At 45.6% G+C, this 16,883-nt stretch carries 18 protein-coding genes; 15 read left to right on the top strand and 3 right to left on the bottom strand.

Annotation, left to right across the window (positions count from 1 at the left end; translation table 11 throughout):
* Positions 1-152: 152 nt before the first annotated feature.
* The 12 genes from LEP1GSC194_RS03320 to LEP1GSC194_RS03265 are packed head-to-tail and all read left to right on the top strand — an operon-like array spanning position 153 to position 11,838.
* Complete coding sequence (locus LEP1GSC194_RS03320) at positions 153-530, top strand: NADH-quinone oxidoreductase subunit A (protein ID WP_020772299.1); 378 nt, start codon at positions 153-155, stop codon at positions 528-530.
* Complete coding sequence (locus LEP1GSC194_RS03315) at positions 521-1,081, top strand: NADH-quinone oxidoreductase subunit B (protein WP_017809459.1); 561 nt, start codon at positions 521-523, stop codon at positions 1,079-1,081. The genes LEP1GSC194_RS03320 and LEP1GSC194_RS03315 overlap by 10 nt, the downstream gene beginning before the upstream one ends.
* Positions 1,078-1,614, top strand: coding sequence for an NADH-quinone oxidoreductase subunit C (locus LEP1GSC194_RS03310; RefSeq protein ID WP_020772295.1), 537 nt, complete (start codon positions 1,078-1,080; stop codon positions 1,612-1,614). Before LEP1GSC194_RS03315 ends, LEP1GSC194_RS03310 begins: the two co-directional genes overlap by 4 nt.
* A gap of 1 nt (position 1,615) precedes the next feature.
* A complete protein-coding gene (gene nuoD / locus LEP1GSC194_RS03305; protein WP_020772302.1) occupies positions 1,616-2,833 on the top strand; it encodes an NADH dehydrogenase (quinone) subunit D in 1,218 nt (405 codons plus the stop codon).
* Positions 2,833-3,312 (top strand): NADH-quinone oxidoreductase subunit NuoE, encoded by a 480-nt coding sequence (nuoE, locus tag LEP1GSC194_RS03300; protein ID WP_020772306.1) that lies wholly within the window; start codon positions 2,833-2,835, stop codon positions 3,310-3,312. Before nuoD ends, nuoE begins: the two co-directional genes overlap by 1 nt.
* Positions 3,313-3,327: 15 nt before the next feature.
* Positions 3,328-4,668, top strand: coding sequence for an NADH-quinone oxidoreductase subunit NuoF (gene nuoF, locus LEP1GSC194_RS03295; RefSeq protein ID WP_020772305.1), 1,341 nt, complete (start codon positions 3,328-3,330; stop codon positions 4,666-4,668).
* Positions 4,665-5,705 carry an NADH-quinone oxidoreductase subunit NuoH gene (gene nuoH / locus LEP1GSC194_RS03290; protein WP_020772298.1) on the top strand — a complete coding sequence of 347 codons (1,041 nt, stop codon included), beginning with the start codon at positions 4,665-4,667 and terminating at the stop codon, positions 5,703-5,705. Before nuoF ends, nuoH begins: the two co-directional genes overlap by 4 nt.
* Positions 5,706-5,726: 21 nt before the next feature.
* On the top strand, positions 5,727-6,389 hold the full coding sequence (locus tag LEP1GSC194_RS03285) for an NADH-quinone oxidoreductase subunit J family protein (RefSeq protein WP_036041233.1): 663 nt from the start codon (positions 5,727-5,729) through the stop codon (positions 6,387-6,389).
* Entirely contained in the window at positions 6,386-6,706 is a 321-nt protein-coding gene (nuoK, locus tag LEP1GSC194_RS03280; RefSeq protein ID WP_020772303.1) for an NADH-quinone oxidoreductase subunit NuoK, read from the top strand. The genes LEP1GSC194_RS03285 and nuoK overlap by 4 nt, the downstream gene beginning before the upstream one ends.
* A gap of 5 nt (positions 6,707-6,711) precedes the next feature.
* Positions 6,712-8,652 carry an NADH-quinone oxidoreductase subunit L gene (gene nuoL / locus LEP1GSC194_RS03275; RefSeq protein WP_036041237.1) on the top strand — a complete coding sequence of 647 codons (1,941 nt, stop codon included), beginning with the start codon at positions 6,712-6,714 and terminating at the stop codon, positions 8,650-8,652.
* A gap of 1 nt (position 8,653) precedes the next feature.
* On the top strand, positions 8,654-10,357 hold the full coding sequence (locus LEP1GSC194_RS03270; protein WP_020772292.1) for an NADH-quinone oxidoreductase subunit M: 1,704 nt from the start codon (positions 8,654-8,656) through the stop codon (positions 10,355-10,357).
* Positions 10,354-11,838, top strand: coding sequence for an NADH-quinone oxidoreductase subunit N (locus LEP1GSC194_RS03265; protein ID WP_017809861.1), 1,485 nt, complete (start codon positions 10,354-10,356; stop codon positions 11,836-11,838). Before LEP1GSC194_RS03270 ends, LEP1GSC194_RS03265 begins: the two co-directional genes overlap by 4 nt.
* 116 nt (positions 11,839-11,954) lie before the next feature.
* Here LEP1GSC194_RS03265 and LEP1GSC194_RS03260 read toward each other — a convergent pair whose 3' ends face one another.
* Complete coding sequence (locus LEP1GSC194_RS03260; RefSeq protein WP_020772300.1) at positions 11,955-12,380, bottom strand: hypothetical protein; 426 nt, start codon at positions 12,378-12,380, stop codon at positions 11,955-11,957.
* Positions 12,381-12,611: 231 nt separating this feature from the next.
* Here LEP1GSC194_RS03260 and LEP1GSC194_RS03255 point away from each other — a divergent pair, with 231 nt between their 5' ends.
* Entirely contained in the window at positions 12,612-13,334 is a 723-nt protein-coding gene (locus LEP1GSC194_RS03255; protein ID WP_020772301.1) for a DUF7424 family protein, read from the top strand.
* A gap of 148 nt (positions 13,335-13,482) precedes the next feature.
* A complete protein-coding gene (locus LEP1GSC194_RS03250; protein WP_036041227.1) occupies positions 13,483-13,950 on the top strand; it encodes a hypothetical protein in 468 nt (155 codons plus the stop codon).
* Between the two features lie 50 nt (positions 13,951-14,000).
* Here the strand turns inward: LEP1GSC194_RS03250 and rsx are convergent, their stop codons facing one another.
* Together rsx and LEP1GSC194_RS03240 are read right to left on the bottom strand one after the other, a co-directional pair.
* Complete coding sequence (gene rsx, locus LEP1GSC194_RS03245) at positions 14,001-15,059, bottom strand: LIMLP_03685 family anti-sigma factor (protein WP_020772304.1); 1,059 nt, start codon at positions 15,057-15,059, stop codon at positions 14,001-14,003.
* Positions 15,060-15,069: 10 nt separating this feature from the next.
* Positions 15,070-15,612, bottom strand: coding sequence for an RNA polymerase sigma factor (locus tag LEP1GSC194_RS03240; protein WP_020772294.1), 543 nt, complete (start codon positions 15,610-15,612; stop codon positions 15,070-15,072).
* 61 nt (positions 15,613-15,673) lie between these two features.
* Here LEP1GSC194_RS03240 and LEP1GSC194_RS03235 point away from each other — a divergent pair, with 61 nt between their 5' ends.
* Positions 15,674-16,633, top strand: a complete 960-nt coding sequence (locus LEP1GSC194_RS03235) for an LA_0442/LA_0875 N-terminal domain-containing protein (protein WP_036041223.1) — start codon at positions 15,674-15,676, stop codon at positions 16,631-16,633.
* Positions 16,634-16,883: the final 250 nt, after the last annotated feature.

The following is a 16,883-nucleotide window of genomic DNA, read 5'->3' as shown; positions in this document are numbered from 1 at the left end:
ATCAATCTGCCATCGGCCTTCTTGACTCCGTCGAATCAAGAATATCACACTTCGAGCTGTCTTACGTCCAAGAATCATACTAATCTATGGATCCACTCGATATCACGAAATTGATTGACAGGCTATCTACAAACGGGAGTCTAATCGGTGCAATGGATAGCGCTCCCGAGCATCTTGGACCCTTATTAATTCAATTCTTACTCGGAGTCGGATTCTCCGCTCTGATTCTTACCCTTGCCATACTCATCGGTCCGAAAAAAAAATCGAAACCTCAGGACGCCTTTGAATGCGGGGTGCAATATTACGGAGACGCGAGAGGACTTTTCAACATCAAGTTTTATCTGGTCGCGGTTCTTTTCATCCTCTTCGACATCGAGGCGGTCTTTTTGTTTCCTTACGCGGTCAATCTGATCGGATTCAAAAACGCGGGACTCGGTTTTTTTCTCGTCTTCGAGATGTTTGTGTTTGTCCTAACCTTGGTTGTGGGTTTATACTATATCTGGAAGAAAGGAGCGCTGGAATGGGATTGAGTGATTTGAGTAAAGCTCCGGGCCAAACCCTAGGAGACATGCTCCAACTCGGAAACATCGAATCCGTGATTCAATGGGGAAGGAGTTATTCCCTTTGGCCTTTTCCTTTCGCTACCGCTTGTTGCGGAATCGAATACATGAGTACGGCCTGTTCCGATTACGACATTGCTCGTTTCGGAGCCGAGCGTCCTTCGTTTTCTCCGCGTCAGGCGGACATGATCCTCGTATTAGGAACGATCACCTACAAGATGGCTCCCGTTCTCCGCCAGATCTACGATCAAATGGCCGAACCCAAGTTCGTCATCAGCGTCGGGGCCTGCGCTTCTTCCGGGGGAATGTTTAACACCTACGGAGTTTTGCAAGGAGTGGATCGAATTCTTCCGGTGGACGTATATGTCCCCGGTTGTCCGCCCAGACCCGAGGCGATTTTGGACGCACTCGTTAAATTACAGACTAAACTGAAAACCCAGGGACTGGAAGCGAGACGCCAGGAAGTGATGCAGAAAATCCAGGAATTGAACGAAAGAAATAAACCCCTGGTCGTACGATGAAAGAAGAAGTAGAACGTTTCCTCAAAGAAAAATTCCCGCATTTTTTGGACGTACAAGAACCGGTCGTCTCCAACCTTCCGGTTTTTTATCTCAAACCCGAAGGTTTGGTCCCCGTATTGAACGGTCTTAAAAACCATCCGACACTCAATTATAATTTTCTAAACGACTTAACCGCGGTGGATTGGCTCGGAAAAAAAGAGCCCCGATTCGAAGTCAATTATCTGCTTCGTTCCGGAAATAAGGCCGCGAGCAAAATTCAGATCAAGGTCCGGGTCGAAGACGGGGAATCGGTTCCAAGTGTGACTAACGTTTACAAGGGAGCCGACTGGCCTGAGCGGGAAGTATATGATCTTTTTGGAATATCCTTTATAGGCCATCCGAACCTGGATCGGATTTTAATGCCCGACAATTTTCAAGGACATCCCTTGCGGAAGGATTTTCCGTTGGAAGGATTCGGTCAGGATTATCTGATCGAGGATCTCCTTCATATCCACATAAACGAAGATATAACCAAGGAAGGAGGGAAGAAGTAGTATGATGTACGAAAAAACGGCGGAACACTTTCAACAGAAATATAAAAATCTTCCCGAAGGACATCTTCTCGTAAATCTGGGGCCTTCCCATCCGGCGACGCACGGAATTTTGCAAAACGTGATCCAAATCGACGGGGAAAGAATCGTGGAAGCGGAATCCGTGATCGGATACGTACACCGTTGTTTTGAAAAATTAGGAGAACGTTATACATACAATCAGTTCCTGGTCTGCACGGATCGGATGAACTACGTTTCCACTCCTCTGAATAACATTGGTTGGATTCTCGCCGTGGAAAAGATGATGCAGGTGGAAGTGCCGGGCCGCGTAACGTATGTCAGAATGATCATCTCCGAACTTTCCCGGATCATGGATCATATCATCTGCACCGGAATTTTGGGAGTGGATCTCGGAGCCTTCTCCGGGATGTTGCACCTCTTTCATCATCGCGAAAATATCTATCAAGTCATCGAAAAACTTACCGGCGCGAGATTGACCACGACCTTCTGTAGAATCGGAGGTTTGGAACGGGACATTTATCCGGACTTCGTCAAGGAAATCAAACTCGTCTGCAAGGGACTCAAGCCCGCGATTGAGGAATTCAACAGCCTTCTTTTAAAGAATAAAATTTTTCTGGGACGCACCGAAGGGATCGGAGGAATTTCCGCCGAAAACGCGATCGCCTACGGATTTACCGGGCCGAATCTCAGAGCCGCGGGAGTGGACTGGGACGTTCGTAAGGACGAACCCTATCTGTTTTATGATAAGGTGGACTTTGACGTTCCGATCGGAGAAGACGGAAGCGTTCTTCATAGAACGTTAGTCCGCATGGAAGAGATGCGTCAATCGATCCGGATCATCGAACAGCTTATAGACGGAATTCCGGAAGGTCCTTGGCACGCGGATCTTCCGCATGCGTATCTTCCCGAAAAAAACAAAGTCTACAACAACATGGAAGAATTGATCTATCACTTCAAGATCATCATGCACGGGGTAAAGGTTCCTCCGGGAGAACACTACATGGCGACCGAAGCCGCCAACGGAGAACTCGGATTTTACATCGTTTCCGAAGGGGAAAAATCCCCCTGGAGGGTACACGTTAGACGCCCTTGTTTCTGGTATTATCAAGCCTTTGCCGAACTCGTTCGGGGAGGACTTCTCGCCGATTCGGTCGCGACCATGAGTTCCTTGAACGTGATCGCGGGGGAGTTGGACTGCTGATGAGTTACAAATTTAGCGACGTTTCCGAAAAAAGATTCCAAAAGATGTTGGAAGTGTTTCCGGACAAACGTTCCCTCGTTCTGCCTTGTTTGTACATTCTCCAAAGGGAAAACGGTTTTGTGGATCAGGACGGAATGGCCTACATCGCCGAACGTCTGGGAGATCCGATTTCTCTCGCGCAGGTCTACGGGGTCGCCACGTTTTATACCCTCTACAACAAAAAACCGGTGGGCAAATATCACATTCAAATTTGCGGAACTTCGAGCTGTTATTTGCTGGGAAGCGACGAAATCGAAGAACATCTTTGCAAACGTTTGGGAATTCATACGGGACAAACAACCCCGGACGGCAAGTTCACTTTGGAAGAAGTGGAATGTCTGGGCGCCTGCGGTTACGCTCCGATGGTCCAGATAGGCGACGATTTTTACGAGCAACTGACTCCCGAAAAAGTGGATCGGATTCTCGATAACCTGAACTGACAAAAGGAAATCCTTATGGCGGAAATGAAACTTCTTACGAAATACATAGACAATCCTCAGTCCGCCAAACTCGAGTTTTACGAATCGGTGCACGGTTACGAGGGTTTGAAAAAAGCGCTCTCGATGAAACCGGACGATATCATCGCCGAAGTCAAAAAATCGGGTCTACGAGGAAGAGGGGGAGCCGGTTTTCCGACCGGACTCAAATGGTCCTTTATTCCGAAGGACATTCCAAAACCGAAATATATCATCTGCAACGCCGACGAAGGCGAACCGGGAACATTCAAAGATCGTAAACTGATTGAGAACCTTCCTCACCAAATCATAGAAGGGATGATCATCGGAGCGAAAGCCATCGGTTCCAACAAAGGATTCTTTTACATTCGGGGAGAATTTCAAAAGGGCGCAAGGACGATGCAGACCGCGATCGACGAGGCGTACGCCAAAGGTTATCTCGGAAAGAATATTCTAGGCTCCGATTTCGATTTCGATCTGATTTTGTACGAGGGCGCGGGCGCGTATATCTGCGGAGAAGAAACCGCACTCATCAATTCCCTGGAAGGAAGAAGAGGGCATCCAAGGCTGAAACCTCCTTTTCCCGCCGTGTCGGGACTTTATCGTTCTCCGACGGTGGTCAATAACGTGGAAACGTTTTCCGCGATTCCCCATATTTTGGACAAGGGTGCGGATTGGTATTCCAAGATCGGAACCGAAAAATCTCCGGGTACGAGACTTTTCAGCGTGTCGGGTCACGTAAAAAAACCGGGCGTCTACGAAATCGAATTAGGAACTCCTTTATTAGAACTTGTGAATGATCTTTGCGGGGGAATCGTGGACGATAAACCTCTCAAAGCGATCATTCCGGGCGGATCTTCGGTGCCGATTTTGACGGCGGAAGAATGCAAAACCGCTAATATGGATTTCGAATCCATGGCGGCTCACAAAACTATGCTCGGCTCGGGCGCGGTCATCGTGCTCGCCGAAGGTTCGGACATCGTGGAAACCACGTATCGTTTTGCGAGATTCTACGCTCACGAATCCTGCGGTCAGTGTACTCCTTGTAGAGAAGGAACCCATTGGGTTCGAGACATTCTTTATAAAATCAAAGAAGGAGAAGGAACGACCAAGGACATCGACTTGATTCTTTCTCTTTCCAGAAATATGGAAGGCGGAACTACGATCTGTCCTCTTTCCGACGCCTGTGTGGGAGCGGTTCGTCCGGCGATTCAGAAATTCCGTTCTGAGTTTGACGCGAGATTGAAAGAAAAACCGGAACCGGTTCCCGATCATCCTCGAAGAAGAAAAGAGGATAAGATGGAGGCGGAGTCCGCGGCGGGAGGAAGAGCGACTTCATGAACTGGAACGAAATTCTATTTTGGCTTTTAAAAAGCGGACTTTTCTTTTTTATTCTGATCACCGCGTGCGCGTACTATACGCTCGCAGAAAGAAAGGTCGCCGGTTTTATTCAGGATCGGAAAGGTCCGAACCGCGCGGGAATTTGGGGACTTTTACAACCTCTCGCGGACGGAATCAAATTTTTAACCAAAGAGGAAGTGTTTCCGACTCAGGTGAACAAGGTCATGTATTTAATCGCTCCCGCGATTTCGATGACCTGCGCGATTATGGCCTGGTCGGTCGTTCCCTTGGGCGGTCAGATTCCTCTTCCGCAGTGGCTTCAAGATAAGACCGGTCTTGCTTTTTTGGATCTGCAGATCGCCAATCCGGATACCGGAATTTTATTTTTGTTTGCGATCTCTTCTTTGGCGGTTTACGGAATCATCATCGCGGGTTGGGCGAGCAACAACAAATATTCGCTGTTAGGCGCCATTCGTTCCACGGCTCAGATGATCAGCTACGAACTTCCCCTTTCTATGAGTGTGGTTTCGATCGTGATCCTCACCGGTTCTTTGAAACTCACGGATATCAGCGCTTCCCAAGCCGGGCTCTGGAACATCTTTAAACTTCCGGGATTGATTGCGTTTTGTCTGTTTGTGGTCGCCATGTTTGCGGAGACCAACCGTCTGCCTTTCGACTTGGCGGAAGCGGAGTCGGAACTCGTGGTCGGGTTTCACACCGAATACGGTGCGTTTAAGTTCGCGTTATTTTTTATCGCGGAATACATGAACATGATCACGATGAGTTGTGTCGTAACACTTCTATTTTTCGGGGGATATCAGGTTCCGTTCGGAATTTTGGAAGGGCACGTATTACAGCCGTTATTCGGACTTTTTTTCTTTTTGGGAAAGGTGTTGTTTTTCACCTTTTTGTTTCTCTGGGTGAGATGGACTCTTCCCCGTTTTCGTTACGATCAGCTCATGTCTCTCGGATGGAAAAAACTCATTCCCTGGGCGGTTTTGAACATACTGATCGCGAGCCTCTATATACAATTTTAAGAATATAATAATATAAGAAATATGCCATTTACAGATCAGCCTCAGTTGCTTTTGTTCTTTCTGTTCGCTTCGGTGATGATACTCAGTTCGCTCGGGGTTGTTTTTCATCCGAACGCGATCACCGCCGCGGTTTTGCTCGTTCTGAGTTTTTTTTCCCTGGCCGCGATCTACGCGGTGATGAACGCGGTTTTTATCGCGACGATGCAGTTGCTCGTTTACGCGGGGGCGATCATGGTGTTGGTCGTGTTCGTATTGATGCTTTTGTCCCTCCGAGACGACGCACCCCAGTTTTTCATCTTCGAAAAACCCATTAAAAAACTATTATATTTGAGTTTGGTGACGTTCCTGGGAGTTCTTTTGGTCACCGCCGTGCAGGACGGAATCCCTTCGGAAAGTTCCGCTCCGGTAGGATATGCCCAGAACAAAGACGGAAAATTTGTCGGATATTATTTTCGAATTTCGAACGACGAAAACGCGTCGGACCCGAACCCAACTTCCGGAAATGATGCGGCTCCGACCGACGTCTATTCTCAAGGAAACACCGCGGTGGTGGGAAGCGCGATGTTTTTGAGATATCTTTTGCCCTTTGAACTCATCTCCATATTATTACTCGCCGCCGTTTTAGGCGCGGTCGTACTCGGAAAAAAGAATTTAGGAAAAGAAACCGAAGGAGGAAAGTTATGAGCCTCTGGATCTCCGGAATCCCGATCCACTACTATCTGATTCTTGCGATGATCATCTTTACGATCGGAGTCGCGGGAGTGATGGTAAGGAGAAGCGCGGTTCTGATCTTTATGTCGGTGGAATTGATCCTGAATTCGGTGAATCTTGTATTCGTAACATTCTCGAAAGCTCTTCATCAAGTCGACGGAGAAGTGGTTGTGTTTTTCGTGATGGCTATCGCCGCCGCGGAAGCCGCGATCGGACTGGCGATCGTGATCGCGATCCATAGACTCAAAAAGACGAGTTACGTGGACGAAATGAATCTGATGAAATGGTAGGAAGAATGGAAATTTCTGTGCTCATCCCCGCGTTAGTCGCTCTTCCTCTGGTCGGTTTTTTGATTTCCGGAATTTTCGGCAAGTGGCTGAAAGAATTTACCGGGATCTTTTCCACGGGAGTCGTGTTCTTGTCCTTTGTTCTGGCTCTTGTATCCTTCGTTCTGTTTCATCCGATGGAAAGGACGATCCCGGAAATTGTAACGGTCTTTCCTTGGATCTCCGCAGGGGGAATCCAGGTTTCGTATGCCTATCAAGTGGATCAACTTTCGCTTTATATGATTCTGATCGTCACCGGAATCGGATTCCTCATCCATCTTTACAGCATCGGATATATGAAGGGCGATCCGGGGTTTGCGCGTTATTTTGCATACTTGAACCTATTCATCTTTGCGATGCTCAATCTCGTACTTGCGGAAAATCTAATTCTTCTTTTCCTCGGATGGGAAGGGGTAGGGCTTTGTTCGTATCTATTGATCGGATTCGATTATCACAAGGAAACCGCAGCCGACGCCGGGATGAAAGCCTTTATCGTAAATCGGATCGGAGACTTGGGAATGCTTTTGGGGATCGCGCTCGTGTTCTGGTATACGGGTTCCGTGTCCTTTACGGCGATCGGAGAAGCGATTCCGGAAGTACCTTCATTTCGTTATATACTTCCTTTGGTAGCGGTTTGTTTTTTTATCGGAGCGATCGGAAAGTCGGCGCAACTTCCGTTACACGTATGGTTGCCGGACGCGATGGCCGGACCCACTCCCGTTTCCGCGCTCATTCACGCGGCGACCATGGTGACCGCGGGAATTTTTTTGATCGCAAGACTCAATCCTATCTTTTTATCCGCGCCTCAGGTCGGACATTGGATCGTGATCGTCGGATCGATCACCGCTTTTTTTGCGGCGACGATCGGGCTTTTTCAAAACGACATCAAAAAGGTGCTCGCGTATTCCACAGTCTCGCAGCTCGGATATATGTTCGTCGCGATGGGAGCGGGCGCCTATGTCGCGGGGCTCTTTCATCTGATGACACACGCGTTTTTTAAGGCGCTTCTGTTTTTGGGATCGGGTTCCGTGATCCACGCGCTGCATCACGAACAGGATCTTAGAAACATGGGCGGGCTCAAAAACCAGATGAAGATCACTTGGATCACGTTCCTTGTCGGATCTCTCGCGATTTCCGGAATCCCCCCTTTCAGCGGATTTTTTTCCAAAGATCTAATATTAGAAAAGAGTTATGCTTATGGGGCGCTTTTTTACGGACTCGGAATCGTCACCGCGCTTTTGACCGCGTTCTATATGTTTCGGATGACTTATCTCGCGTTTTACGGAGAATCCCGAGTTTCTTCCCATAAGGCGGAACACTTACACGAGTCACCGATTGTGATGACGATTCCACTTGTGATTTTGTCCGTCGGAGCCGCGATCGCCGGATTTTTGGAAGTGCCCCATTTTCTTTTCGGAGGCGCGAACATACTCACTCGGTACTTTGCTCCCGTTTTTATCCGAGGAACCGAAATTTCGGAGATGATCGTAAAACGATCGTTAGACGTTCACGAGGTCGGAACTACGATGGAACTGGGTTTGGTCGCCGTTTCGGTAGCGGTCGCCGTTTCCGGAATATTCATCGCGAGGACGATCTTTTTAACCGGAAAAAAAGTCCCCGATGCGGAAGAATCCCGCACCGGAATCGGAAGAATTCTTTCCAAGAAATACTACGTGGATGAATTCTATCACAACTTTATCGTAGAGCCGATCGTAATACTCGGAAAGTTTTTAGCCGATCACGTGGAAAGAAATTTCTTGGATCTGATACTTCGAGGCACGGGAAGATTCGCGGTAGCGATTTCGCTGATTCTAAGACGGGTTCAAACGGGAATCGTAGTCGACTACGCGATTTTGATCGTGCTCGGAACGGTAGTCATACTTTCCTTTTTTCTAATGAGGGGGCTGTAACTTGGATTTCCCGCCGTATATACTCAGTATCTTTTTATTTTTACCTTTGATCGGAGTTCCGTTCTTATTTTTATCCAATCGGGTGGATTGGCTGAGATTCATTTCCGGATTTTTCACTCTCGTACCGTTTTTAATCATCGTGGGTTTGTATTTTAAATACGATCCTTCCAACTCCTCACTTCAGTTTGTGGATAGAATTTGGAACGTAGTCGCATCCGGAAATCTGAAAGTGGATTATCATATCGGACTGGACGGATTCAGTCTTCTTCTCTGCGGAATGTCCTCGTTGTTGTTCTTTCTTTCCACTCTCGCGACTTGGACGAGTATCACGACCAGAATCCGGGAATTTTACATTTATCTAATGATCGTGGAGATGAGCGTTCACGGAGTGTTCTTATCCGGAAATCTCGTGCTGTTCTACATCTTCTGGGAGGCTATGGTTTCTCCGATGGTGCTCATGGTCGGAATTTGGGGCGAGGATCAACGGGTCAAAGCGGCGATCAAGTATCTGATTTTTTCGTTTACCGGATCGGTGCTGATGCTTGCAGGAATTCTAATACTCTATTTTAAAACCGGAACGATCGTGATCGAAGAATTGTCCACGGGGTTATTACCGGAGATTCCGAAGAACATCCGTTTGTTTATGTTCTTTGCGTTCGTCTTGGCGTTTGCGATTAAGGTGCCTTTGTTCCCGCTCCATACTTGGATGCCGGACGTTCACTCGCAGGCTCCCACCGTCGGTTCCGTGGACCTTTCCGGAATTCTATTGAAGATCGGACTTTATGGATTCATACGTTTAGTGATTCCGTTGTTTCCGGAAGAAATGTTGGAATACAGAGAAATTCTCGGAGGACTTTGTATCGTCGGAATCATCTACGGAGCCATCATCGCGATGGCTCAGGAAAACTCCAAACGAGTCGTAGCGTTTTCCTCGCTCTCCCACATGAGTTTTTGTATGCTCGGGATTTTGAGTTTTACGGAAGAGGGGATGGCGGGCGGAATGTTGCAGATGCTCAACCACGGATTTACGGCGGGGATGCTCTTCTTCATGCTGGGGATGTTACACGAAAGAATCGGAAACAACGATATCGCGAAAGCCGGAGGATTGTCCAAGCTACTTCCGGTATTTTCAGTCTTTTTTGCGATCGCGATTTTTTCTTCCCTGGGGGTTCCCGGAACCAACAGTTTTATCGGAGAATTTCTGATCATCCTCGGAAGTATCAAGGCAAACGTCGTATACGGAGCGTTAGCCGCAACCGGAGTCGTGTTTGCCGCGGGATATCTGCTTTTGTTCGCAAAACGGATGCTCTTCGGAGAAGCCACAAAAAATCTGATCGAACACCACGATTTAAATTTTAAGGAATGGATGATTTTAGTGCCGACCGTCGCCATGATTTTTTGGATCGGAATCTATCCCAAACCGTTTTTAAAAGTGTTGGAACCTTCCGTCAAAGTCGCATTAAATTCCGCATCCGCCAAGGTGATTCGGGACCGCTCTTTGAATACATATAAAGAAATGGATTGGAACGGCAAGACCGTCGATATCGATACGCTCCGAAAATACGTTTCCTATAAATCTTTGGGAGAGGAACCGCCGCGTTATGAGGAACGTCTCAAAGGATTTCAAGGAAAGTATACGTTGCCGGAATCGATCCGAAAGGGAAAGGAAACTTCTCCTGAAGGGGACGAGGAGGCGCAAAAATGAATCCGATTCCGAACGTCCTGGACTTATTTTCCATTCTGCCCGCGCTTATCTTGGCCGTCGGCGGAGTGTTTGTGATCTGTTTATCCGTACTTTTTAAAACGAAAGAATTTCTGATCGTAAGATACGTTTCCGGACTGATCTTACTCACGGCTTTTGCGAGCGTGTTTTATATCGCTTTTGCAAACGTGCCTTACACCGATTTTCAATTACCCGGCACCGGAGTTTACTTCGGCGGACAGATCGAAGACTCGGCCCTGACCTTTTGGTTGAATCTGATCTACATATCGATGGCGATCGGAACCGTCGCGGTTGTTCCAAGAATATTAAAAAATCATAAAGTAGAATTTCCAGAATTCTATCCCTTATTGTTGTTTGCGACCTGCGGAATGATATTCATGACTTCCGGACAGGACTTCATTCTCGTATTCGTAGCTTTGGAACTCATGAGTATCTGTCTTTACATTCTGATCGGAATGGCGAGGAGCGATCTGTTTTCCCTCGAAGCGACTCTGAAGTATTTTTTACTCGGAAGTTTTTCCTCCGGGTTTATGCTGATGGGAATCGCCTTTTTATTCGGCGGAAGCGGATCTACGAACATCACCGCCGCCTTACAACCTCTGGCCATCGCGGGTTATCAGGGAAATTTCACGAAGATCGGACTCGTTTTGTTTATCACTGGGGTCGCTTTTAAGATCGCGCTTTTTCCTTATCACGCTTGGACACCGGACGCATACGAGGGCGCTCTAACTCCCGTAACGGGTTATATGTCCACCGCGTCCAAGACCGCGTCCATCGGACTTCTGCTTATTCTTTATACGAAACTTCCGATTCCGCTCGAAGGAAGCACTTGGGCTTGGTTGCCCGGAATTCTCGCGTTGTTATCCATGATCTACGGGAACCTACTCGCATTAAAACAGGAAAATTTAAAGCGAATGCTCGCGTATTCTTCGATCGCACACGCCGGTTATATCGTGGCTGGGATCTCTGTGGGAATCAAAGAGGAAGTGTTGTTCTATCTCACCATTTATTCTTTTATGAGTTTGGGAGCGTTTGCGATCCTTGCCTATTTGGAAGACGGGACGAGACAGGTAACGTTCTTTTCCGTTCAATCCTTGTCGGGGGTCAAACCGCTTACTGCGATCGCGATCAACATTTTCTTTATGTCCTTGGCGGGAGTTCCGCCTTTCGGAGGATTTTGGGCGAAGTTGTTTCTCTTTCAAAAACTCGCCGAATCCGAATCTCTGATGAATCGAATTTTATTGATCGGCGGTGTGATGAACTCCGCGCTCGCGCTCTATTACTATCTGCGGATCGGAATCGCCACATTCATGAGCAGCGACGAGGGAGAAATTTCCCGCAATCACGCGGCTCCTTACAGTATCGGAGTGACGGTGGTCGTCTTGATTTGTCTCTTTATGGTCGTGTTCGGTTGGTTGTCCATCGTTCCCCATCATAGTTTGGGTATTGATCATCCGGAATAGTTCTTTAGAGTTTTTGAAAAATTAATTTTCCATCTGTTTCCGTTACATTGAAATGGACGATTGAAGCGATTTTGTTAATCTCCACTATGGAATTTTTCAGTAACTCTTTTGATGGATTATAGTTGGACATCGTAAAGAAACATATGTCCGTTTTTAGGATTTTCATAATAAACGGATCCTTGGCCGTTTTCTCCGCTGGGAATTAGAACTTTATAATATTTAGGAGGTCTAAACCAGGCCGGAGCGCCGGAAGGTTCGGTCCCGTCCGATTTGACTTCGATCAAACGATTCAGTTCTTTGAACTCTTTTCTCCAGGAAGGAGGAGCCTTCAGTTCTAAAAACAAAATGTGCTCGTGACTCCAGTGCGCCGATTCCCAATATTTCCCGTGAATGAGTTCCAAATCGTTCGGCACCGTTTGATCCCCCGACCAGTACAGGTAGACGGAAGTCGGATCTTCCGTATTTTTTTCCACGCATCCATATACGAAAAGTTTCAGAACGATCAGTAAAAGTACGATCCAGGATTTGATTCTTGCTTTCATGGGAATTTTGTCCTTTTTGGAATTATTGTGCCTCGGATATTTTGGAAAAACCGGAGTGAATTGTCGCATTAAAATATCGAAACGTCTAACGTCAAGAATACTTCTTGATGAAATCGGATCGATTTTGAATATTCGAAAATTGCAAAGAAACACTTTGACAAAATTAAGTCGGGACTAAAGAAATCCGAAGAGCGATCATAATTCTTTGGAATTGTACTAAAAAGGAAAGGAATGAAAAATAGGAACTCAATACGGAATCAATTGGTAAGATACGGATTTAAAATCGCGATCATCGGAACTGCGTTTCTCGGATTGTATTGTAAATACGCGATTATAAGCGATCTTTATCTGTCCGAAGTGATTAAAATCGCAAACGGCAAAGGGGATAAGGAATATTTTGCGGGTTCGCAATTGAAGTTCGGTGTCAGTTCCGAGGAAAAATGCGAGGAAGATAAGGAATATCTAATCGAGACGCTCGGAAATTATTTTCATGAGATCTCCGAAGTGAAATGTACCAAGGAAGAATTTGAAAGTTACTTTCAGGCATCGATCAAAATTCCGATGGTAAAAGCCGTAGACGGAAAATTTACTTCGGTTGCGGGATTATTAAATATCACCGTGACTCCGGGAGAAAAAATTCAAGTTGGTTTGTATTTGAGTCCAGAATATTTCAATTCGTTAAAAGAAACGATCAAAGAAAAATACTGGAATACGATCAATATCGACGAATTTTCTCTGGGTTTGATCGTGATCAACGACACAAAGGAAAAAGTGAAATTGGACGTTGCCAGCGTTTACGTAAACGATAAACCGATACCCGGATCCGCCGGAGTGGAATTGAAGTCCAAATCCAAAACGAACATTCTATTGTCGAACGTACTCAAGGATTATATCTTTGAAAACGGAACCGGAATCTTTTTGTCCGTTGAAACAAAAACAAAAGGATCGAAATAGGAAAATCAACTAGGATTGTAAAACGACGCAGATAATAGGCGCGCCGATTTTAAGAGGTTGTCAGTCATAGACGTTTGAAAGAGCCTGTGATTTCGTCGGATAGTTGAGAAATCCAAAGAGAAGTTTTTTAAACTCGAAGGAAGGAAGTATGAACATAGAAATCGGAAAAGGGTTGAACGGTCTTTATTTCGGAATGTCCAAGGACGAGGTAAAAGCAAAACTCGGAGAACCCGACGAAATCTACGACTACGATTACGAAGGTTCCGTCTCGACCGGATACGAATATTTTTCGGAGGAATCCGAATACGAATTCGACAAGGACGAAGGCGATCGATTGTATTCGATTACGATTTCAAATCCTTCGATTCGGCTTTTTGGAAAACCGATCATCGGCGAATCCATCGAAACCGTCCGTGAAATTCTCAGTCGAAACGGAATCGACGATTTTGAAGAGGACGATGAAGATCACGAAGGTCACGACCACGACGAAGATCACGGTGTGACTGCCTTCTCCGATAAACTCAACGCGGTTTTTCAGTTCGAAGAAAACGAATTGATTTTTTTCGGATTCAGTCCGCTTTTTAAAGACGATACGATCGACTGGCCTAAATACTAAGAACCCCTTTCCAAATTTCTCCATCGGAAAGACATGGATCGGATTTGGTGTTACGGCTGTAAGAGTTCCAATTCTATTATATCTTCTTTTTCAATTTCTATCCTATTTCCTTCTTTGTCCACGAGAAGGTAAAATCGATCCGTCTCTTCTATGGTTCCGGAATAAACTTTCTTATTTTTGAGAGTGATTCGATAGATCGGGACCGATGCGTGGGAATTATCCGAAGGATCGGAAGTGATTAAGGAATTTGTTGTTTCGTTATGACGGGTAAAATTTTCATTTAAGGTTTTTTTAGAATCCTCGGAAAGGGCTTGGTATTTCGTAAATTCGCCCGAGTTCGTTTTGACGACTTCGATTTCTTGCGAAGCGGTTTGTGAAGTTTCGTCTTTAAGAACGGAGTACCCGGTTAAGACGTCCACTTTCGGTTTTGTGGAATCGGACGGCTCGACTCGTATCGCACCCTCTAATACTATAATTTGATATTTTTTATAATGCGGGTCCACTATGAGAACGAGCGTTGTTCCTAGGAGCTCTGAAGATATGGCCTCGACTTTCGATCGAACTTTCAGAGATGTTTTTTTTTTGATCGTAGTAAACAGAGCCGTTCCCGATTTTAAATCGAGATTGATTTCATCTCCTTTCTTGGATGCGGAAAATATCGAGTCGGGTAAGATTCTCAAAGTTAACCCCAAATCCCCGGCGATCGTATAATCGCAGTAGGAATTTTTACCGGATTTCAGAACGATTTTTTCCTTATCCATAGTAACGTTGCACTGGCCCGTAGTCACCGATTTAGTGATTTCGAATTCGTTTTGGTTCCAGGTAAAAAATCTAAAATAGAATGCCAAAGCCGAAAGTAATAGAACGCAGGCGGCGGCTAAAAACGAATTTCTAAAATAGAGAACGCCGCTTTTTTTTTCACGGAATGGATCAAGTTCCTTTCGATTGACATCCAAGGCTCCGATTTGAATCTTCAATTTCATCAACTCGAAGAATTCTTTTTTGGACTTTGGATCGGATAAAAATTGGCTGAGTTCCGATCGTGTCATTTCGTTCGCAATGGCTCGTTGCATATTTGACCTTCGATTTGATTCGGGATTAGATTCCATCTTTTATCTCCTATATACTCTCAAAGTCGAAATTCGAATTTTGCAATTTCTTACGTAGGACAGTCAGCGACGCGTATGTTTTCCGATTTACCGTTCTTACGGATATCCCTAACTTTTCGGCGGTTTCTTTGATCGTATATTTTCCTAAAAAACGAAGCATGATTATATTTTTTTCCAACTGAGGTAAACTTTCCACGCTTGCGTTTAGAAGATCCAACTGATACTTATCTTCCTCGTATTCTATTTCCTTTTTCGAAATGAATTCTAAAACTTTATGAGAATCTTCCACTTCTCTTTTTTCGGATGAGCCTTTCTTCCGGATCAAATCCAAGAACTGGTTTTTGGCGATCGTAAGCATCCAAGACGTTTCGTTGCCCTTGGAAGGATCGAACTTTTCCCAGTTGTTCAGGACCTTGATAAAAGTTTCCTGACAAGTTTCCTCGGCTTCTTCTTTGGAAGCGCCTTTGCTAAGAAGAAATCGATAAATTTTTTCATAATTTCTCGAATATAAACCGTCAAAATCAAAAATTTGACTTTCGGAATTTTGGCTCATCTGTAATTAAATAACGAACCGGCTTGTAAAAAAGTGTCACGCGGAAGCAAAAAAAAATCGAATGCCGCCATCGAATTCAAAATTTTTACGATTTAACCTTAAACTCAATTTTTCCATTACGAGAATTCGCAAAATTACGGAGCGTTTTGCCAAATCAAGCGCGTCGCTTCCTAATCCCAATGGAAAGTTATTGTACGTTTTATTTTTCGTTTCGATTTGTTTTTTTACGAATCTCGACGCGAAATCGATTTTACTCAAAAACGGGAGAAGAATCGTCAATGTGGAAGTCAAAACCGTTCCCAACGGTTTTGAAATCACGCATAAAAACGGTACAGTGGAGAGAGTTTCCCTCGCCGAAGTCCAGAAAGTTTTTATCTCCAATTTTCCACCGAATCCAACTAAAAAACCCGAGTTGGCAAAATCGATTCCCAATTTAGAAACAAGTCCGGAAGAAAACGCTCCACTGCGTCCGACTAAAAAGCCCGAGTTGGTCAAAACGACTCCCAATTTAGAGACAGGCGCCGAAGAAAGAGTTCCCGCAGCCAAAAAATCAGGCATTAAGGTTTTTGCGGAGGGGCTGATTCCCGGATGGTCCCGATTGCTTCGAAACGATTCTTATGCCTTAAAAGGATTGGGTTTTCTGTTGATACTTACGGAACTTCATCTCGTCGAAAGAAGTTACGTATATTTGAGTCCCGTAAAATCCGCTGCGCAAACGGGTACAGCACCTACGCCTCTCGACCTGATTGCCATTGCGTCGAACGATCTAAATCTGATCAATATTGCCGCCCCGTACAGTATCATTTCGAATTCTTCGAAAGTCGTTCTGAACGACGGTCAAGTGCTGGAGAAAGGACGTTATCAGCATGAAAAACAAGGGTACGTTTCCGCTTTTGTTTTTGTTTTAATTTTGGACGCTTTCTTAGGGTATAAGTTTGAAAATTGGAGCGTTGTGCCCAGCTTGAACGTTTCCTTCCGAGGAGATAAGGAAGTTTCGGGCGGAGTGACCTTTCGTTTTTAGGACCGTCCGGAGCCTTCAAGGCTCCGCTGATCCTTGAAAACGTGGGAGCGTACTAGGGGTCAGTGGATAGAAATCAGATGTCAGGGTTAAAATTTTTCCGTTTTATCCATTATGGCACGTATGAGATCCGGGTTTCACCGTTCGTTTAAAAATAGGGGTCAGTGGATAGAAATCAGATGTCAGGGTTAAAGTTTTTCCGTTTTATCCAGTATGGCACGTAAGAGATTCGGGTTTTACCGTTCGTTTACAA

This window comes from Leptospira alstonii serovar Sichuan str. 79601 (assembly GCF_000347175.1).
In the GTDB taxonomy this organism is placed as follows: Bacteria; Spirochaetota; Leptospiria; order Leptospirales; family Leptospiraceae; genus Leptospira; species Leptospira alstonii.
Note: the sequence above shows the minus strand (reverse complement) of the source record. Positions and strands in the feature narration are given on the sequence as shown.